This window comes from Aquabacterium commune (assembly GCF_004362855.1).
GTDB classification, from domain to species: Bacteria; Pseudomonadota; Gammaproteobacteria; order Burkholderiales; family Burkholderiaceae_C; genus Aquabacterium; species Aquabacterium commune.
Genome location: NZ_SNXW01000002.1, coordinates 342,961 through 360,958 on the forward strand (window position 1 = coordinate 342,961; position 17,998 = coordinate 360,958).

General features: G+C 67.5%; 18 protein-coding genes. 12 read left to right on the forward strand and 6 right to left on the reverse strand.

Annotation, left to right across the window (positions count from 1 at the left end; genetic code table 11):
- Window positions 1-57 precede the first annotated feature (57 nt).
- Window positions 58-750, reverse strand: coding sequence for a transposase (locus EV672_RS05355; RefSeq protein WP_133607005.1), 693 nt, complete (start codon window positions 748-750; stop codon window positions 58-60).
- 237 nt (window positions 751-987) lie between these two features.
- Between EV672_RS05355 and EV672_RS05360 the strand changes: the two genes are divergently transcribed.
- The 9 genes from EV672_RS05360 to EV672_RS05400 all read left to right on the forward strand — a co-directional run bounded on the left by EV672_RS05360 (window position 988) and on the right by EV672_RS05400 (window position 9,121).
- Window positions 988-2,157, forward strand: coding sequence for a ferredoxin reductase (locus EV672_RS05360; protein ID WP_166643463.1), 1,170 nt, complete (start codon window positions 988-990; stop codon window positions 2,155-2,157).
- A gap of 9 nt (window positions 2,158-2,166) precedes the next feature.
- Window positions 2,167-3,339 carry a fatty acid desaturase family protein gene (locus tag EV672_RS05365; protein WP_208110712.1) on the forward strand — a complete coding sequence of 391 codons (1,173 nt, stop codon included), beginning with the start codon at window positions 2,167-2,169 and terminating at the stop codon, window positions 3,337-3,339.
- A 21-nt stretch (window positions 3,340-3,360) separates the two neighbouring features.
- Window positions 3,361-4,596: a fatty acid desaturase family protein gene (locus EV672_RS05370; protein WP_243738533.1), complete on the forward strand. Its 1,236-nt coding sequence runs from the start codon at window positions 3,361-3,363 to the stop codon at window positions 4,594-4,596.
- 327 nt (window positions 4,597-4,923) lie between these two features.
- Complete coding sequence (flhD, locus tag EV672_RS05375; RefSeq protein WP_133607009.1) at window positions 4,924-5,244, forward strand: flagellar transcriptional regulator FlhD; 321 nt, start codon at window positions 4,924-4,926, stop codon at window positions 5,242-5,244.
- Between the two features lie 48 nt (window positions 5,245-5,292).
- Window positions 5,293-5,829, forward strand: coding sequence for a flagellar transcriptional regulator FlhC (flhC, locus tag EV672_RS05380; RefSeq protein ID WP_133607011.1), 537 nt, complete (start codon window positions 5,293-5,295; stop codon window positions 5,827-5,829).
- Between the two features lie 326 nt (window positions 5,830-6,155).
- Window positions 6,156-7,013 carry a flagellar motor stator protein MotA gene (gene motA, locus EV672_RS05385; protein ID WP_133607013.1) on the forward strand — a complete coding sequence of 286 codons (858 nt, stop codon included), beginning with the start codon at window positions 6,156-6,158 and terminating at the stop codon, window positions 7,011-7,013.
- 18 nt (window positions 7,014-7,031) lie between these two features.
- The gene (gene motB / locus EV672_RS05390) at window positions 7,032-7,994 is read left to right on the forward strand and encodes a flagellar motor protein MotB (protein WP_133607015.1); all 963 of its coding nucleotides are present in this window, start codon (window positions 7,032-7,034) and stop codon (window positions 7,992-7,994) included.
- A gap of 53 nt (window positions 7,995-8,047) precedes the next feature.
- Entirely contained in the window at window positions 8,048-8,446 is a 399-nt protein-coding gene (gene cheY, locus EV672_RS05395; RefSeq protein WP_133607017.1) for a chemotaxis response regulator CheY, read from the forward strand.
- A 15-nt stretch (window positions 8,447-8,461) separates the two neighbouring features.
- Window positions 8,462-9,121 (forward strand): protein phosphatase CheZ, encoded by a 660-nt coding sequence (locus EV672_RS05400; RefSeq protein ID WP_133607019.1) that lies wholly within the window; start codon window positions 8,462-8,464, stop codon window positions 9,119-9,121.
- An 84-nt stretch (window positions 9,122-9,205) separates the two neighbouring features.
- Here EV672_RS05400 and EV672_RS05405 read toward each other — a convergent pair whose 3' ends face one another.
- Window positions 9,206-10,000 carry a LytR/AlgR family response regulator transcription factor gene (locus EV672_RS05405; protein ID WP_208110713.1) on the reverse strand — a complete coding sequence of 265 codons (795 nt, stop codon included), beginning with the start codon at window positions 9,998-10,000 and terminating at the stop codon, window positions 9,206-9,208.
- Between the two features lie 10 nt (window positions 10,001-10,010).
- Window positions 10,011-11,219 (reverse strand): sensor histidine kinase, encoded by a 1,209-nt coding sequence (locus tag EV672_RS05410; protein ID WP_133607021.1) that lies wholly within the window; start codon window positions 11,217-11,219, stop codon window positions 10,011-10,013.
- A gap of 32 nt (window positions 11,220-11,251) precedes the next feature.
- On the opposite strand from EV672_RS05410, the gene argH reads away from it, so the two are divergent.
- The gene (argH, locus tag EV672_RS05415; RefSeq protein WP_133607023.1) at window positions 11,252-12,667 is read left to right on the forward strand and encodes an argininosuccinate lyase; all 1,416 of its coding nucleotides are present in this window, start codon (window positions 11,252-11,254) and stop codon (window positions 12,665-12,667) included.
- A 191-nt stretch (window positions 12,668-12,858) separates the two neighbouring features.
- Window positions 12,859-13,302, forward strand: a complete 444-nt coding sequence (locus EV672_RS05420; RefSeq protein WP_133607379.1) for a hemerythrin domain-containing protein — start codon at window positions 12,859-12,861, stop codon at window positions 13,300-13,302.
- Window positions 13,303-13,335: 33 nt separating this feature from the next.
- On the opposite strand, the gene dxs is transcribed toward EV672_RS05420, so the two are convergent.
- From dxs to xseB, 3 genes are read right to left on the reverse strand one after another with little or no spacing between them, the layout of a single operon-like run.
- The gene (dxs, locus tag EV672_RS05425) at window positions 13,336-15,249 is read right to left on the reverse strand and encodes a 1-deoxy-D-xylulose-5-phosphate synthase (RefSeq protein ID WP_133607025.1); all 1,914 of its coding nucleotides are present in this window, start codon (window positions 15,247-15,249) and stop codon (window positions 13,336-13,338) included.
- Window positions 15,250-15,270: 21 nt separating this feature from the next.
- Window positions 15,271-16,197, reverse strand: a complete 927-nt coding sequence (locus tag EV672_RS05430; protein WP_133607027.1) for a polyprenyl synthetase family protein — start codon at window positions 16,195-16,197, stop codon at window positions 15,271-15,273.
- Entirely contained in the window at window positions 16,194-16,478 is a 285-nt protein-coding gene (xseB, locus tag EV672_RS05435; protein WP_133607029.1) for an exodeoxyribonuclease VII small subunit, read from the reverse strand. Before xseB ends, EV672_RS05430 begins: the two co-directional genes overlap by 4 nt.
- Before the next feature lie 388 nt (window positions 16,479-16,866).
- On the opposite strand from xseB, the gene EV672_RS05440 reads away from it, so the two are divergent.
- Entirely contained in the window at window positions 16,867-17,991 is a 1,125-nt protein-coding gene (locus EV672_RS05440; RefSeq protein ID WP_133607031.1) for an aromatic ring-hydroxylating oxygenase subunit alpha, read from the forward strand.
- Window positions 17,992-17,998 lie beyond the last annotated feature (7 nt).

Consider the following 17,998-nt stretch of genomic DNA (forward strand, 5'->3'; position numbering starts at 1 on the left):
CAGATCACAAAGGCCCATGCAAGGACAACACCGCGTCACGCGGATGTCAGACCAGCATCAGGGCACAGCCTTGCGGGGGCGACCACGCGGGCGCGGCGACAGGCGGCGACCGACGCTCTGGGACAGCGCGGCCTCCTGCTCGGGCGACATCAGCGCCCAGCCTTTGTGCATGGCCTGCGACAGTTCGGTGCTGCGGGCCTCGGACAGGCCCTCGCCCAGGCGCTGGCGCCAGGCGGCCTGTCGCTCGAAGGGCGTGTTGCCCAGGGCCCAGAAAGCGGCCGGGTCCAAGACCAAGGGGTCGGTGCGCAAGCCCAGGTGGTGACCAGCACTGGACCACGCCGCCCCGTACAACGCCGCACCCGCATGGGGCACGGACTCCCTTGTCTCGACCAGCACCATGGCATCAAGCACATACCGTGCCGCATCGAGCACCGTGCCGCGGTAGCGCCCGGCCCACAGGCCGCCCTGCCGGCCATGCCGGCGGTTGAAGCCCGCCACGTAGCGCCGCCCCACGGCCTGCATCAACAGGCTCAGGCCTTCAGAAGCCTCGGGCGTGGCCACCAGCATCAAGGCCGATTCACCCAGGTGGTAGGCGTGCACCGCCACCCCGTGGGCGCGGGCGGCGTCGCGCAAGGCCTCGGTGAGTGCCTGGCGGTCGGTGTCGTCGCGGGCCAGCAATTGGCCGTCGTGGACCTGCTGCACCAGCAAATGCGGCCAGCCCGCCACCCCCAGCCGCGGCAGTCTCGCCATGCTGCACCTCCGGGCAACCGCCCTGTTGATCTGTCCCCCATTGTGCACGGGGCCGACGGACACCCGACCTGACGCCGCCGCACCCCTTTGAACGTGCATTGTTCTGGTTTAACGCCCCTCGTTTGAGGGGAAGCAGGCGGTTTTCAAGGAGTTCCCCTGTGTGTCACTCGGGGCTGGGTCCTTACCCTTCACACATCCCCCATGCGCTCGCCGCATTCCCTGTTTCCCGGAGTACCCATGACCGAAACCCCCACACCGTCGCTGTCGGCCGCGGCAGCCAAGCGGCTTTCCAGCTGGCTGGGGCACCTGGGGGTCAGCCCCATGGCTTTCGACGACACCGTGGGCCTGCTCAACCCGCTGCTGCGCGTGCACCAGCTGCAGGCCCGGGTGGTGGACAAGCTCACCGAAACCCCGACCGCATCGACGCTGGTGCTGCAGGTCGGTGGCGCTTTCCCCGCCTTGAAGGCCGGCCAGTACCTGATGGTGGGCATCACCATCCAGGGCGTGCGCCACCGCCGGGCCTACTCGCCACGCCGCCTGGCCGACCGCCCCGACTGCATCGCCATCACGGTGCAGCGCCAGCCGGGCGGGCTGGTGTCCAACCACATCAACGAAGTGCTGAGCGTGGGCGATGTCATCGACATCGAGCCCCCGGCCGGCGATTTCGTGCTGCCCACCCCCGTGCCACCGGCCGTGTTGCTGATCGCCGGCGGCAGCGGCATCACCCCCTGCATGGCCATGCTGGGCGAGCTGCGTCAGCACGCGCCCGCCACCCGCGTGACCCTGCTGTACTTCGCACGCAGCCAGCGCGACCGCATCCTGGCGCAAGCCCTGACCGAGCTCACGCAGCGCTGGACCAGCTTCACCTACGTGCCGCTGGACAGCACCGTGCACACACCCGCATCCCCGGAAGATGGCCGCACCCCGCCCATCCTCAACCCGCAGGCCACCAGCACCCGCACGCTGGACGAAACCTTGCTGCACGACACCGTGCCGTCGTGGACCAGCGCCGCGACTTACTGCTGCGGCCCCGCCCCGCTGATGGACGCCGCGCGCCGCATCTGGGCCGATGCGGGCGTCAGCCGCCACCTGCACCTGGAAGCCTTTGCCGCCCCGACCCCCTCGGGCGATCCGGACGCGCGCCACCACGTCACGCTGCACCGCGCCGGCGAAAGCCGCGAGTTCGACGCCGCGGGCAACCTCACCCTGCTGGTGGCGGGCGAGCAGGCCGGCTTCCAGATCAAGCACGGTTGCCGCCAGGGCATCTGCCACGAATGCACCTGCCGCCTGCACCGCGGCAGCGTCCAAGACCTGGGCAGTGGCCAGCGCATCGACGGCGAGGGGCAGCCCATCCGCCTGTGCGTGAGCACCGCGCTGAGCGACCTTGACCTCGAATCTCTGAACTGAGCACACACCATGAGCACCCCCTTGAGCCCCACCGTGGACCGCACCGTCCACATCGGCCCCAAGAACGCGGCCGAGATGCTGGCCTTCGAGCGTGAGCTGGACGCCATCCGCGACGACACCCGCCGCACCGTGGGCGAGCGCGACGCCCGCTACATCCGCCGCATCCAGCGCCTGGTCCGCGTGACGGAAACCCTGGGCCGCGCGCTGCTGCTGTTCGGCTGGTTCCCGCCCACGTGGCTGCTGGGCGCCGCTTTGCTGGGCCTGAGCAAGATCATCGACAACATGGAGCTGGGCCACAACGTCATGCACGGCCAGTTCAACTTCATGAACGACCCGCAGTTCCATGGCGACACCTTCGATTGGGACAACACCTGCCCGAAAGAAGAGTGGCGCCACTCGCACAACTTCGTGCACCACACTTACACCAACGTCATCGGCAAGGACCGCGACTTCGGTTACGGCCTGCTGCGCCTGTCGAGTGACCTGCGCTGGAGCTGGCTGCACCCCTTCCAGCTGCTGCTGACGCTGTTGCTGGCGTCCTTCTTCCAGTGGTTCGTGGCCATCCATGACATGCAGATGGACAAGGTCGTCATCGGCCGCAAGAAGTGGTCGGAGGTGCGCCCGCAGTGGCTGCTGGTGCGCGCCAAGATGTGGCGCATCGTCAAGCGCGACTACATCGTCTGGCCGCTGGTCGGTGCGGTGGTGGCGGCGCCCTTCGGGCAGTCGCAGGACGTCGCCCTGGCCGTGCTGGCCGGCAATGTGGTGGGCAACTTCATCCGCAACATCTGGGCCTGGGCCATCATCTTCTGCGGTCACTTCACCGAGCACATCTACACCTTCAGCCGCGCGTCCATCGAGGGCGAGAGCAAGGGCCAGTGGTACCTGCGCCAGATCCTGGGCTCCAGCAACATCAGTGGCGGCAGCGTGCTGCACCTGATGAGCGGCAACCTCTCGCACCAGGTCGAACACCACCTCTTCCCGGACATCCCCGGCAACCGCTATGTGGAGATGGCACCGCGCGTGCGCGCCGTCTGCGCCAAGTACAACGTGCCGTACAACACCGGCTCCTTCGCCCTGCAGCTGTGGACGGTGGTGAAGCGCATCGCGCGCTACAGCCTGCCCGGCGGCGGCCAGAAGGCGGTGCACATCGAGGTGCCGTCGGTGTTGCCCGAGCAGGTCTGAGCCGGGGTGTTGGTGCGGCCTTTGACAGCGGAGACCCGCCAACCCGGCCCCTCCACGCCCGAGGCCCTGGACGCCTTCGCGCGTGAGCTGGACGCCATCCGCGACCAGGCCATGGCCCAGCGCGGCGCCGAGGATGCGCGCTACATCGTGCGCCTGCTGTGGGTGATCCGCGGGCTGGAGGCGGTGGGCCGCTTGGTGCTCCTGGGCGCGGCGATCTGCTGGGCTGCTGGCTGGGCTGTGGCCCCAGCACCCTGGCTTGCCGCGCTCGTCGGCACCGTGCTGCTGGGCCTGTCCAAGTGCCTGCAGAACATGGAGTTCGGGCACAACGTCATGCACGGCCAGTACGAGTGGATGAACGACCCGCGCTTCGAGGGCAAGTCGCACGAGTGGGACAGCGCCTGCGCCAAGGAAGACTGGCGCGACTTCCACAACCACATGCACCACCACTACACGAACGTGGCGGGCGTGGACCGCGACTTCGGCTACGGCATGCTGCGCCTGTCCGCCGACACCCCCTGGGAGCCGCGCCACCTGATCCAGGCGCCCTACGCCGCCCTGGTGGCCCTGCTGTTCGAGTGGGCCATCGCCATCCACAACCTGGAGTTCGAGCGCCTGCGCACCGACCGCGACGCCACCCAGGCGCGCATGCAGGCGCTGTGGCCGCGCGCCCGCGCCAAAATGGCGATGCAGCTGCAGCGCGATTTCCTGGCCTGGCCGATCCTGGCGGGCACCCTCGGCGCGCTGGCCTTCGTCCTGCGGTCTGGCATGGGCGACATGGCTGTCAGCAGCAGCGACTGGGGCACCGCCGCGCTGGCCTTCGGTGCCCCCGCGCTGGTGATGCTGGCCGGCAACGCCCTCGCCGGTGTCATCCGCAACCTCTGGACCTTCGTCGTCATCTTCTGCGGGCACTTCACGGACGGCGTCCACCTCTTCCCCGCAGACGCCGTGGCCACCGAGCACCGAGGTCACTGGTACCTGCGCCAGATCCTGGGGTCCAGCAACCTGCGCGGCGGCTGGCTCTTCCACGTGATGACGGGCAACCTGAGCCACCAGATCGAGCACCACCTCTTCCCCGACCTGCCCGCCCGCCGCTACGCCGAGGTGGCGCCCGCGGTGCGCGCGGTGTGCCTGCGCCATGGCGTGCCCTACAACACCGGCTCGCTGACATGGCAGTTCTTCACCGTCGTGCGGCGCATCGTGCGGCACAGCTTGCCAGGTGGCGAACACCTGCTGACGCCCTTGCCCCGCGCTGGGTGAGACATCCGTCACGCCCGGGCGCCACTGGCGCGCTGCGGCGTTTCACCCCATGAGACTGGCCCGGCAAAACCGGGCTTTTTTCTGCGCGGTGTTTGCCCCGTTCCTGTCCGCACAGGGACGCGTTTGTCGGATTTTTTCTGACACGAGGCTCAGCGCCCAGCCGACATGTCTTACAGCGGCCAGCCTATTCAGAAAACTGGGTGGGGTGCACAGAATCCATTCCATGCCAGCGACGAACTTCGCTGATACGCCAAACAGAACCGACAAGCCCGCCTTCCAAACCCTTTAGATCTGCCACCGGCAGGTCAGCCGCCCAAGGAGCCCACCATGAACGCCGACCAGATCCTGATGGAAATCCGCGAAGTCAACCTGTCCTACCTGATGCTGGCCCAGAGCCTCGTCCGCTCGGACCGCGAACAGGCCCTGTTCCGCTTGGGGCTGTCGGAGGCGGCGGCCAACATGCTGGCGATCCTGACCCCGGCCCAGATCATGAAGATGGCCTCCAGCAACACCCTGCTGTGCCGCATGCGCATCGACGACGACCTGGTCTGGTCCCTGCTGACCAGCCACTCCAAGTCGGCCAACGACTCGGTCACCCGCCTGCACGCCAACATCCTGATGGCCGGCCGCCACCAGGAAGCTGCCTGACCCGCACGACGACACCCCCGACTTTCAGAACGACCCCAGGAGACCACCATGCGCACCAAGAGCCTGTTGACCGAAGCCAAGCAAATCGACCGCGCCGTCACGCTCATCCACCTCGGTGCACGCCTGCAGGTCCTGGAGTCGGAGACCGACATGTCCTACGAGCGCCTGCTGCGCCTGTACAAGGAAGTTTCGGGCAAGTCGCCTTCCAAGGGCCAGCTGCCTTTCTCGACCGACTGGTTCATGACCTGGCAGCCCAACATCCACGCCAGCCTGTTCCTCAACGTCCACGAGTACCTCAACAAGGCCTCGGAGATGGACGAGATCGACGTCGTCATCAAGGCCTACCAGCTCTACCTGGAGCAGACCCAGTCCCAGGGCCTGGAGCCCCTGCTGTCGGTGACCCGCGCCTGGCGCCTGGTCAAGTTCATCGACAACGGCATGCTGACGATGACCAAGTGCAACAAGTGCGGTGGCCACTTCGTCACCCACCCGCACGAAATCGCCCGCCACTTCACCTGCGGCCTGTGCAACCCACCCGCACGCGCCGGCAAGGGCAAGGCCGCCGGTTCGCTGCAGATGCACTGAGCGGCATCAACGTGAAGTGCGCACGGATTGATCCGCCGCTGCACCCCGCCACAGCGCTGTGAACTCAAGTTCCTGTCCGTGTTGCCGAAGTTCCAGATGAGCGTCTTTTGGAAGGAAGGCGTTCTTGCTTGTCTCCTCCTGGCACCTCCAAGTGCTTTCCACGGACCCCCCTCGGGTCCGTCTTTTTTGCAGAAAACAGCCCGAAGGTTTTCCACCTGCTGGAAGCTGAGCCGGAATAGCGCCATCCCTGTGGCCTTGTTCACGGCTTTCGCCGCCCCGGTCTGGCCGAAGATCACCCCATGACCCGAACTTGCACCTGACCCACCATGTTCGTCGCAATCGGCTACATCCTCTGCCTCGGCTGCATCTTTGGTGCCTACGCCATGCACGGCGGCAACATGGGCGTGATCATCCACGCCATGCCCACGGAAATGATGGCCATCGGGGGCGGCGCCATCGGCGCCTTCCTGGTCAACAACCAGCCCAAGACGGTCAAAGCCGTGCTGCGCCAGTTCGGGCCGCTCTTCAAGGGCTCTAAGTACACGAAAGACCGGTATTTGGAGTTGATGGCGATGATGTTCGAGATCCTGCAGAAGGTGCGCAAGGAAGGCCTGATGTCCATTGAAAAGGACGTCGAGGACCCGCACAACTCTGCCCTGTTCAAGAAGTACCCTGTGATGGGCCACGACCACCACATCGTCGAGTTCATCACCGACTACCTGCGCATGATGGTCTCGGGCAACCTCAACGCCCACGAGATCGAGACCCTCATGGACAACGAAATCGACACCCACCACCACGAGGGCCATGGCGCCGTGGCGGCCGTGGCCCGCCTGGCCGGCGCCCTGCCCGCCTTCGGCATCGTGGCCGCCGTGCTGGGCGTGGTCAACACCATGGGCTCGGTGGGCCAGCCGCCCGCCGTGCTGGGCGGCATGATCGGCTCGGCCCTGGTGGGCACCTTCCTGGGCATCTTGTTGGCTTACGGCGTGGTCGAACCCCTGGGTGGCCTGATGGAGCAAAAGCTCGACGAGGGCACCAAGGAGTTCCAGGTCGTGAAAACCGTGCTGCTGGCCTCGATGCAGGGCTATGCGCCGCAGGTGGCCATCGAGTTCGGCCGCAAGGTGCTGTACTCGACCGAGCGCCCGACCTTCGCGGAGCTTGAAGCTCACGTGAAGAAGAAGTAAGGACCCGCGGAGCACAGCATGGCCGGTGATTCGAAGAAGGTCCAACCGATCATCATCAAGCGCATCAAGAAGGGCGGCCACGCTGCCCACGGTGGTGCCTGGAAGATCGCGTACGCCGACTTCGTGACGGCCATGATGGCCTTCTTCCTGCTGATGTGGCTGCTGGGCTCGACCACCGAGGGCGACAAAAAAGGCATCGCCGACTACTTCAACAGCCCGTTGAAAGTCGCCATGCTGGGTGGCAGCGGCGCGGGTGACGCGACCTCCATCCTCAAAGGGGGCGGCAACAACCTGGCCGAATCCGTGGGGCAAAACAAGAAGGGCAAGTCGGAAACCGCCGACGAAAAAGCCAGGAAAAAAGCGCTGCGTGCCGAGCAGATGCGGGCCGAAGCCGAGCGCCTGAGTGCCCTCAAGCAGAAGGTCGAAGAGGTCATCGCGAACGACGAGCGCCTGGCCAAGTACCGGTCGCAGATCCAGCTCGACCTCACAGCGGAAGGGCTGCGCATCCAGATCGTGGACGACCAGAGCCGGCCCATGTTCGAAAGCGGCGACACCGAGGTCAAGGGCTACATGCGCGACATCCTGCGCGCCATCGGCCATGTGCTCGACGAGGTGCCCAACCGCCTGACCATCGAGGGCCACACGGACGCCAAGGCCTTCAGCGCCGGCGAGCGCGGCTACAGCAACTGGGAGCTGTCGTCCGACCGGGCGAACGCTTCGCGGCGCGAGTTGATCTCCGGAGGCCTCAGCGGCGCCAAGGTGCTGCGCGTGCAGGGACTGGCAGCCAGCATGCTCTACGAGAAGGGCAACCCGGAGAGCCCCCTGAACCGGCGCATCAGCATCATCGTGATGAACCGCGAAGCCGAAGACCGCTTCTTCAGCGCCGCGCGCGTGGAATCCGGCGAGGACGCCGATGCAGAGGCCGAGGCACCCGAGGTCCCCGACATCAAGCCCTCAAGACCGGGCATCACCGGCCGATAAGACCCACAGCAGCAGGGCGGCAAGGCCCCCTTCCGATCGACAAAGGACGCGTCATGAGCAACCCCGTGGACATGAAATTTCTCATCGTGGACGACTTCTCCACCATGCGCCGCATCGTGCGCGGTTTGCTCAAAGAGAGTGGCTACACCAACGCCGAAGAGGCCGAAGACGGTGCCGTGGCGCTGAACATGCTGAAAAACGGCAAGTTCGATTTCGTCGTCAGCGACATCAACATGCCCAACATGAATGGCTTCGAACTGCTCAAGGCCATCAAGTCCGACGACGCCCTCAAGCACCTGCCCGTGCTGATGGTCACCGCCGAGGCCAAAAAAGAAGACATCGTGCTGGCGGCCCAGACGGGCGCGGCCGGCTACATCGTCAAGCCCTTCACCAAGGCCACCTTGGAAGAGAAGGTGCAGAAAATCATGCAAAAACTGGCCGCCACGGCCTGACAGGGAGCACACAGCATGAAGGTCGACCTGCCCGAGAACATGCAGATGCCCGCGGCATCGCCTGAGATCTTCCAGCAACTGGGCGCCCTGACCCGACAGCTGCACGACACCATGAACATGCTGGGCGTGTTGCCTGGCCTCAAGCACACGGTGGACGACCTGCCGGACGCGCGCAGCCGCCTGAACTACATCGCCACCAAAACGGCCGATGCCGCCGAGAAGGTGCTCAACCTGGTGGACACGGCCAAGGCCGACCAGGAACACATCGCCACCGAGACGCGCAAGCTCGCCGCACTCATCACTGCCGACCCGGTGAAGGCCGTGGCCAGTGGCGCCGTCTTCAACTTCGTGCAGGACGTGGAGACCGTCACCCACCGGGTGGACGGCCACCTGACCGACATCATGATGGCGCAGGACTTCCATGACCTGACCGGCCAGGTGGTGGCCAAGGTCGTGAAACTGGCCAGCGACCTGGAAAACCAGCTGGTCAAGCTGCTGGTGCAGGCCGCCCCGCCCGAGCAAGCGCAGAAGGTGGAGGCCGCCCTGACCAGCCACCACCACACGGATGCCGGCCAGCCGCACCTGGAAGGCCCGGTCATCGACGCCGAAGGCCGCACCGACGTGGTGGCCAACCAGAGCGAGGTCGATGACCTGCTGGCCAGCCTGGGCTTCTGATCAGGAATCAGAACCTTTCAGCCCCCGCCGATCCGACACAGCCAGGCCACGCGCCTGGCTTTTTCATGTCCTGCGCGGCAGGCTTCACAAAGGCTGGGCCATGGCCTCGCGCACCGCACTCACCTGCCGGCGCGACACGGCCAGCCACTCCAGCGTGGGCAGCACCTGCACGGCCCAGGCCTCGCCGCCATCGGGGTCGTCGGCACGGCGCTCCAGCGCTTTCATGGCCTGGCGCGACACCAGCGCGTTGCGGTGCACGCGGATGAAGCGCGCGCCCACCCGGCCCTCCAGCTCGGTCAGGGAGTCGTCGATGGTGCGGCTGTCGTCGGCGGTGCGCAGCAGCACGGCCTTTTGCTCGGCCTTGAAATACAGGATGTCGGCCAGCGGGATGCGCTCGACGCGGCCGCGCTCCTGCACCACCAGCACCTCGCCATCGTCCAGCGGCTCGTCGCGCGCAGGCTGCAAGGTGGCACGCAGGCGCTGCACGCGCTCCAGCGAGGCGTTCAGGCGCTCCAGGCGCACGGGCTTGGTCAGGTAGTCGGCAGCGGCCAGGTCGAAGGCGCGCAAGGCGTGCTCGGCGTGCGCGGTGACGAAGACCACCGCAGGCGGGCGTTGCAACTCGCGCAGGCGCGCGGCCAGCACCATGCCGTCCAGACCGGGCATCTGGATGTCCAGCACGACGAGGTCCGGCGAACGGCCGGCGCGGTCCAGCTCCTGCAGGTGCAGCAGCGCCGTCACCGACTCGCCGAACTCGGACTGCACCGCATTGGGCACCGCCGCCTGCGACAGCAAGGTGCGGATGCGGATGCGGGCGAGCGGCTCGTCGTCGATGACGACCACCGACAGGGGCAGATGCAAGGACGGGACAGGCGTGTTCATGGGGCCAGCTTCATGGGGCGGGATGCTTGGGCAAGGGCACGGCCACCCGCACCACGTACACCGGCGGCTGGCGGCCCGCGTCGCCACCGGGCGCGGCGCGCTGCAGGCCGGCGTCGAAGTCCGACTCGACATCGTGCATGAGTTTCAGGCGCTGGCGCACATTGCGCAGCGCGATGCCGTGGCCCGCCGTGGCCGGGCTCGGGCCTTGCGTGGGCACCGAATTGCTCACGGTCAACACCGCGAGCCCGGCTTGCACCTTGGTGCGCACCACGATCCAGCCGCCCAGCGGGTTGGCCTCGATGCCATGGCGCACGGCGTTTTCCACCAGGGGCTGCAGGATCAGGGCCGGCACCTCGGCCTGCGCGGCGGCATCGTCGAGCTCCCAGCGCACGGTCACGCGCTCGCCAAAGCGCAACTGCTCGATGCTGAGGTAACGCCGCGCCAGTTCGATCTCCTCGGCCAGCGTGGTGCGCACCGAGGGCGAGGTCAGCGCCTGGCGGAACAGCTCGGCCAGGTCTTCCAGCACCGCCTCGGCGCGCTGCGGGTCGATCTGCACCAGCGCGATCGCCGTGTTGAGCGTGTTGAACAAAAAGTGCGGCCGGATGCGCGCCTGCAACTCGGCCAGGCGGGCCGCGGCGTGCGCCGGCAATTGGCTGTGCGCGCGGTGCTTGAGCCAGGCCAGGCCCACACCGGCCAGGGCTGCGCCGGTCAGCATGGGTGGCACCAGGGCCCAGCCACCCCGCGGCACGGTGCCCAGCAAGTCGAGCCAGGCCAGCTGCCACTGCGCCAAGGCGCCCACCACGGCGCCCAGCCCCATCGCTGCCACCCACTGCCAGACATCGCGCTGGCGCGTCAACCAGCGGCTGGCCGCGCAGGCCACCACCAGCCACAACAGGCTGGCCGGCAAGGACACCACGGCCGATTGCGCCCAGCGCGTCAGGGCGTCGGCGGGCCCCAGGGCCTGGAATGATTGCGCCAAAGCCACCACCAGCTGCACACCCAGCACCACGCGCAGCACCACGCCGACGTGGCAGATGTCCAGCGGCGATCCGGATGGCGCTTGCGCCTCGGAGGGCGCACCGGCGCCGGTCTGCGGCAGCGCGAACTGGGTGGACACCGCCCAGCCCGGACGCGCCGCAGAGGCCACCGAAGACGGCGAAGATGCCACCGAAGATGGCGCTGCGGCTGGCGAACGGGCGGCGGGGTCCTTAAAATCCATGGTTTGCACATTCTGCTTCAAGCGCCCCCCTCATGAGCACCAACCAACTCGACAAGAAGTCCCAGGCCTGGTCGGCCCTGTTCTCGGAGCCCATGAGCGAGCTGGTCAAGCGCTACACCGCCAGCGTGTTCTTCGACAAGCGCCTGTGGGCCGCCGACATCCAGGGCTCGCTGGCCCACGCCGACATGCTGGCCGCGCAAGGCCTGATCTCGGCCGATGACCTCGCCTCCATCCAGAAGGGCATGGCGCAGATCCGCGCGGAAATCGAAGCGGGCAGCTTCGAATGGAAGCTCGACCTCGAAGACGTGCACCTCAACATCGAGGCCCGCCTGACGCAATTGGTGGGCGACGCCGGCAAGCGCCTGCACACGGGCCGCTCGCGCAACGACCAGGTCGCCACCGACGTGCGCCTGTGGCTGCGCGGTGAAATCGACGAAATCGGCGTGCTGCTGACCGCGCTGCAAACGGCCCTGGTCGATGTGGCCGAGCAAAACGCCGACGTCATCCTGCCCGGCTTCACCCACCTGCAGGTGGCCCAGCCCGTGAGCTTCGGCCACCACCTGCTGGCCTACGTCGAGATGTTCTCGCGCGATGCCGAACGCATGCTCGACCTGCGCAAACGCGTCAACCGCCTGCCCCTGGGCTCGGCCGCGCTGGCCGGCACCAGCTACCCGCTGGACCGCGAGCGCGTGGCCCGCACGCTCGGCATGTTGGACGATGCCGGCCTGCCCGCGGTGTGCCAGAACAGCCTGGACGGCGTGAGCGACCGCGACTTCGCCATCGAGTTCACCTCGGCCGCGTCCCTGCTGATGGTGCACGTCTCGCGCCTGAGCGAAGAACTCATTTTGTGGATGAGCCAGAGCTTCGGCTTCATCGACCTGGCCGACCGCTTCTGCACGGGCTCGTCGATCATGCCGCAGAAGAAAAACCCCGACGTGCCGGAGCTGGCGCGCGGCAAGACCGGCCGCGTGGTCGGCCACCTGATGGGCCTGATCACCCTGATGAAGGGCCAGCCCCTGGCCTACAACAAGGACAACCAGGAAGACAAGGAACCCTTGTTCGACACGGTGGACACGCTGAAAGACACGCTGCGCATCTTCGCCGAGATGGCCGCCGGCATCACCGTCAAGCCCGAGGCCATGGAGCGCGCCGCCAAGAAGGGCTACGCCACCGCCACCGACCTGGCCGACTACCTGGTCAAGAAGGGCCTGCCCTTCCGCGACGCCCACGAGGTGGTGGCGCACGCCGTGAAGGACGCGATTGCCGCGGGCGTGGACCTCTCGGAGCTGCCCCTGGCCACGCTGCAGACCTACAACCCGGCCATCGAGGCCGATGTGTTCGAGGTGCTGAGCCTGCGCGGCTCGCTGAACGCCCGCAACATCCTGGGTGGCACGGCACCGGTGCAGGTGCGTGCGCAGGTGGCGCGCCACCGCGCTCGACTGGCTTGAGCGCACGCTGGCCTTGCGCCAGCGCAAAACCCCATGGCCGCCGAGCCGATACGCTCGCGGCCATGAACGCTGTCACAGCCCCCGCCCCGACCGACACCCGCGCTGACGCTTCGGGCACACCCCCTGCCCCCGCCCCGTTCACCACGCCCGTGGCCCCGGGCCTGCGGTGGTCGGAGGCACTCAACCTGGCCATGCCCTTCATGGACCAGACGCACATCGAGTTCGTGGACCTGCTGGCCGCGGTGCAAACCGCCGAAGACGCCGAGTTGGTGTCGCGCTGGCAAGACCTGATCGACCACACCGACGCCCACTTCGGCCAGGAAGACCGCTGGATGGCCGACACCGGCTTCGCGCCCGGCAGCTGCCACATGACGCAGCACGCCGTGGTGCTCAAGGTGATGCGCGAGGGCTTGGCACTTGGCCATCAAAGCGATCTGGCACCCATCCGCCAGATGGCGCACGAACTCACGGTCTGGTTCCCGCACCACGCCCAGACCATGGACGCCGGCCTGGCCCTGCACCTCAAGAGCGTGGGCTACGACCCCGCCACCGGGCACATCAGCGAACCCGAATCCCTGCCAGCGCTGGCCATCAGCGGCTGCGGCGGCAGCTGCGGCCCGGGCGACACCGCCTGAACAACGGGCTCAAGCGGTCAGCCCATCCAGCACTCAGGCCACGGCGGTCGCCGCCAGCCGGGTGCGGATGGCCTGCTCGATGCCCGCCGCGTCCAGACCGCACAGGCCCAGCAGCTTGGCCGGGTCCCCGTGCTCGACGAACTGGTCGGGCAAGCCCAGCACCAGCAGGGGCTTGGCGATGCCGGCAGCGGCCAGTGCCTCGGCCACGGCCGAACCTGCCCCCCCCATCACGCAGCCCTCTTCCACCGTCACGATCAGGTCGTGCTCGGCGGCCAGTTGCTTGACGAGGTCCGCATCCAGCGGCTTGACGAAGCGCATATTGGCCACGGTCGCGCCCAAGGCCTCGCCCGCCTGCAAAGCGGGGTAGAGCAAGGTGCCAAAAGCCAGGATGGCCACGCGCTGGCCTGCAGGCTGGGTCAAACCGCCTTCTCGGCGCACTTCGCCCTTGCCCCAAGGCATGGGGTTCAGGTCGGTGGGCACGGGCACACCGGCCCCTGCACCGCGCGGGTAGCGCACGGCCACGGGGTGGTTCTGGGCATAAGCCGCGCTCAGGGCCTGGCGGCACTCGGCCTCGTCGGCCGGCGTGAGCATGCTCATGTTCGGGATGCAGCGCACGAAGGCGATGTCGAACGCCCCCATGTGCGTGGCGCCGTCCGCGCCCACGATGCCCGCGCGGTCGAGTGCGAACACCACCGGCAGGTTCTGGATGGCCACGTCGTGGACCAGCTGGTCGTAGCCGCGCTGCAGGAAGGTCGAGTAAATCGCCACCACGGGCTTGAGGCCCTCGCAGGCCAGGCCGGCGGCGAAGGTGACGGCGTGCTGCTCGGCGATGCCCACATCGAAGTAGCGTCCGGGGAATTTCTGGTGGAACTCCACCATGCCCGAGCCCTCGCGCATGGCCGGCGTGATGCCCACCAGGCGCGGGTCGGCGGCGGCCATGTCGCACAGCCATTGGCCAAACACCTGCGTGAAGGTCGGCTTGGCCAGGGCGTCGGTGGGCGACGGCTTCTTCAGGCCCACGGCGGGGTCGAACTTGCCCGGCCCGTGGTACGCGATCGGGTCGGCCTCGGCCAGCTTGTAGCCGTAGCCCTTCTTGGTGACCACGTGCAGGAACTGCGGGCCTTCGAGGTCGCGCAGGTTCTCCAGCGTGGGGATGAGGCTGTCGAGGTCGTGGCCGTCGATGGGGCCGACGTAGTTGAAGCCGAACTCCTCGAAGATGGTGGCAGGCACCACCATGCCCTTGGCGTGCTCTTCCAGCTTCTTGGCCAGCTCGAACAGCGGCGGCGCGTTGCGCAGCACCTGCTTGGCGCTTTCACGCGCGGCCGTGTAGAAGCGGCCTGACATCAGGCGCGCCAGGTAGCGGTTGAGCGCCCCCACCGGCGGCGAGATCGACATGTCGTTGTCGTTGAGCACCACCAGCACGTTGGGCATCTTGCCGGCGTGCGGCACGCCCGCGTTGTTCAGGGCCTCAAACGCCATGCCGGCCGTCATGGCACCGTCGCCGATGATGGCCACGGCACGGCGCGACTCACCGCGGATCTGCGCGCCCTGCGCCATGCCCAGCGCCGCGGAAATCGAGGTGGACGAGTGCGCCGTGCCGAAGGTGTCGTACTCGCTTTCGTCGCGGCGCGGGAAGCCGCTCATGCCGCCGAACTGGCGCAGCGTGGGCATGCGGTCGCGGCGGCCGGTCAGGATCTTGTGCGGGTAGGTCTGGTGGCCCACGTCCCACACCAGCCGGTCGTGCGGCGTGTTGAAGACGTGGTGCAGCGCGATGGTGAGCTCGACCGTGCCCAGGTTCGACGACAGGTGACCGCCTGTGCGCGAGACGCTGTGCAGGAGGTGATCACGCAGCTCGGTGGCGAGCTGTTTGAGCTCCGAGCGCGAGAGGTGCCGGATGTCGGCAGGCTGCTCGATGCGCGACAGCAGGGGGTAGGTCATGGTGCTCATCCTGGGTGGATTTCTGTGATGTCAGTGGTCGCGGTGGACGATGCGGTGCGCCAGGTCTGTGAGCGGCTGCAAGGCCGCATCTGCCAAGCCGCTGCGCGACAGCGCCGACAAGGCCTGCGCCAGCAGGGCATCGGCCTCCTGGCGCGCACCGTCCAGGCCCAGCAGGCTGACGTAGGTGGGCTTGTTGGCATCGGCGTCCTTGCCGGCGGTCTTGCCCAGGGTGTCGGACGGCTGGGTGGCGTCCAGCACATCGTCCACGATCTGGAAGGCCAGGCCCATGGCATGGCCATACGCGGTGAGGGCCTGCCAAGCGATTGAATCGGCTTGCAGGCCGCCGCAGGCCGCACCCATCTGCACGCTGGCGCGCAACAGGGCGCCGGTTTTGCGGCGGTGCATGTCGCGCAGGGTGGCTTCGTCCAGGGCCTGGCCGACGCTGGCGAGGTCGATGGCCTGGCCACCGGCCATGCCGCCCTGGCCAGACGCACGCGCCAGGATGCGCACCAGGCGCGCCTGCAGCACAGGCGGCACGCCGGCACCCTCGCCTTCGTCCGGCGTCAGCACCTCGAAAGCCAGGGCTTGCATGGCGTCACCGGCCAGCATGGCCTGGGCCTCACCGAAGGCCACGTGCACCGTGGGCTTGCCCCGGCGCAGCACGTCGTTGTCCATGCAGGGCATGTCGTCGTGCACCAGCGAATAAGCGTGGATGAGCTCAACGGCACAGGCTGCGCGCAAGGCCGCCTCGCAGCCCGCTTCGGTGGCCGTGGCGCCTGCAGCCTCGGCCGCGGCCTGCACCAGCAAGGCCCGCAGCCGCTTGCCGCCGTCCAGCACGCCGTAGCGCATGGCCTCGCCCAGGCCGGCCGGTGCCGACGTGGGCACCCACGCGCTGAGGGCGGCTTCCACGCGGGACAGCACCGCCTCGGACCACACGGCCAGTTGCTGCGGGCTCATGCGGCGTCCCAGGGCTTGAGCTGGCCGTCTTCGAGCAGCTTGACCTGGGCCTCGACGGCCTCCAGGCGCTGACGGCAGTGACCCAGCAGTTGCGCGCCACGCTGGTAGCCGACCAGCAGCTGGTCCAGCGGCAAGGCGCCAGCCTCCATGCGGGCCACCAGTTGCTCCAGCTCGGCCAGGGCGGCCTCGTAGCTGTCGGGCAGCGCAGGCAAGGCGGGCGCCGGCAGTGCGGTGTCGGTGGGTGCGCCGGTGGAGGGGTCGGTGGGTGCTTTCTTGGCCATGGTCCTGCCTGGATCACCCGAGCCTGCGGGCAAACGCGTATTCTATTTCGAGACGCCCACCCGGCTGCGGCCCCGCCGAGCGCTTGCACGCCCCTGCCACCCTCGTTTGGGGTGGACCGACAACCCCTCGGGGCGCTCGGCCAGCCTTTGGCGGGCTTGCCCCACCCTCACCCCCGGGCTAGAATCCTCGGTTACCCGCATTGCGCCCGACTTCGTGACAGGTTCATGAAATGGTTGCAAATCGGGTCCGCCCCCTGGCGGCCGGCAGCCGGATGACATCTGCCGAGCAGCCCCAGGGTCCCACAAGTCCTTGTGCGTCGGCGCTGGCGACCTCGTCCGCGGCCAGCACAAGGTGGGTTGACATTGGTTTTTGGAGATCCTGGGGATCATGTCCGACCTGAGTCCTGCGCTCAACACCCTCCGCCGCAGCAACACGCAGTTGCCCGTGTCCGTCTATTTCGACGCATCACTGTACAAGGAGGAGCAAGAACGCATCTTTCAGTCCGGTCCCCGCTACCTGGGACACGCCCTGAGCGTGCCCGAGGTCGGCGACTTCCACGCCCTGCCCCAGGAGGCCGAAGGCCGCGCGCTCGTGCGCACGAAAGATGGCATCGAGTTGCTGTCCAACGTCTGCCGCCACCGCCAGGCCATCATGCTCAAGGGCCGTGGCAACACCCGCAACAACATCGTCTGCCCCCTGCACCGCTGGACCTACAGCCACCAGGGACAGCTGATTGGTGCGCCGCACTTCGACCACGACCCCTGCCTGAACCTGAACAACTACAAGGTTCGCAACTGGAACGGCCTGCTGTTCGAGGACAACGGCCGCGACATCGCCGCGGACCTGGCCGGCATCGACGCGCGCTTCAAGCCCGGTGGTGACCTCGACTTCTCCGGCTATGTGCTGGACCACGTCGAGCTGCACACCTGCCACTACAACTGGAAGACCTTCATCGAGGTCTATCTGGAGGACTACCACGTCGGCCCCTTCCACCCCGGACTGGGCAACTTCGTGACCTGCGACGACCTGAGCTGGGACATGGCCGAGGCCTACTCCGTTCAGACCGTGGGCGTGGCCAAGGGCTTCGACAAGCCCGGCTCCGACGTCTATAAGAAGTGGCGCGAGGTGCTGATGAACTACCGCGGCGGCGAGAAGCCCTCGCAAGGCGCGGTCTGGCTGACCTACTACCCCACGATGATGGTGGAGTGGTACCCGCACGTGCTGGTGGTCTCCAACATGTACCCCCAAGGCCCGCAGGAAACGCTCAACGTGGTGGAGTTCTACTACCCCGAAGAAATCGCCGCCTTCGAGCGCGAATTCGTCGAAGCCCAGCGCGCGGCCTACATGGAGACCTGCATCGAGGACGACGAAATCGCCGAGCGCATGGACGCGGGCCGCAAGGCCTTGATGCTGCGCGGCGACAACGAAGTCGGCCCCTACCAAAGCCCCATGGAAGACGGCATGCAGCACTTCCACGAGTGGTATCGCCGCATGATGGCCTTCCAGGGCTGAGGCCCCT

What these genes read in the sequence shown, in the direction of transcription:
- EV672_RS05355 (WP_133607005.1), bottom strand. Translation starts at nt 750, where the DNA reads ATGGCGAGACTGCCGCGGCTGGGGGTGGCGGGCTGGCCGCATTTGCTG.
- flhD (WP_133607009.1), top strand. Translation starts at nt 4,924, where the DNA reads ATGAACGCCGACCAGATCCTGATGGAAATCCGCGAAGTCAACCTGTCC.
- argH (WP_133607023.1), top strand. Translation starts at nt 11,252, where the DNA reads ATGAGCACCAACCAACTCGACAAGAAGTCCCAGGCCTGGTCGGCCCTG.
- xseB (WP_133607029.1), bottom strand. Translation starts at nt 16,478, where the DNA reads ATGGCCAAGAAAGCACCCACCGACCCCTCCACCGGCGCACCCACCGAC.
- EV672_RS05420 (WP_133607379.1), top strand. Translation starts at nt 12,859, where the DNA reads ATGCCCTTCATGGACCAGACGCACATCGAGTTCGTGGACCTGCTGGCC.
- motB (WP_133607015.1), top strand. Translation starts at nt 7,032, where the DNA reads ATGGCCGGTGATTCGAAGAAGGTCCAACCGATCATCATCAAGCGCATC.
- EV672_RS05365 (WP_208110712.1), top strand. Translation starts at nt 2,167, where the DNA reads ATGAGCACCCCCTTGAGCCCCACCGTGGACCGCACCGTCCACATCGGC.
- flhC (WP_133607011.1), top strand. Translation starts at nt 5,293, where the DNA reads ATGCGCACCAAGAGCCTGTTGACCGAAGCCAAGCAAATCGACCGCGCC.
- EV672_RS05405 (WP_208110713.1), bottom strand. Translation starts at nt 10,000, where the DNA reads ATGAACACGCCTGTCCCGTCCTTGCATCTGCCCCTGTCGGTGGTCGTC.
- dxs (WP_133607025.1), bottom strand. Translation starts at nt 15,249, where the DNA reads ATGAGCACCATGACCTACCCCCTGCTGTCGCGCATCGAGCAGCCTGCC.
- motA (WP_133607013.1), top strand. Translation starts at nt 6,156, where the DNA reads ATGTTCGTCGCAATCGGCTACATCCTCTGCCTCGGCTGCATCTTTGGT.
- cheY (WP_133607017.1), top strand. Translation starts at nt 8,048, where the DNA reads ATGAGCAACCCCGTGGACATGAAATTTCTCATCGTGGACGACTTCTCC.
- EV672_RS05400 (WP_133607019.1), top strand. Translation starts at nt 8,462, where the DNA reads ATGAAGGTCGACCTGCCCGAGAACATGCAGATGCCCGCGGCATCGCCT.
- EV672_RS05440 (WP_133607031.1), top strand. Translation starts at nt 16,867, where the DNA reads ATGTCCGACCTGAGTCCTGCGCTCAACACCCTCCGCCGCAGCAACACG.
- EV672_RS05360 (WP_166643463.1), top strand. Translation starts at nt 988, where the DNA reads ATGACCGAAACCCCCACACCGTCGCTGTCGGCCGCGGCAGCCAAGCGG.
- EV672_RS05410 (WP_133607021.1), bottom strand. Translation starts at nt 11,219, where the DNA reads ATGGATTTTAAGGACCCCGCCGCCCGTTCGCCAGCCGCAGCGCCATCT.
- EV672_RS05430 (WP_133607027.1), bottom strand. Translation starts at nt 16,197, where the DNA reads ATGAGCCCGCAGCAACTGGCCGTGTGGTCCGAGGCGGTGCTGTCCCGC.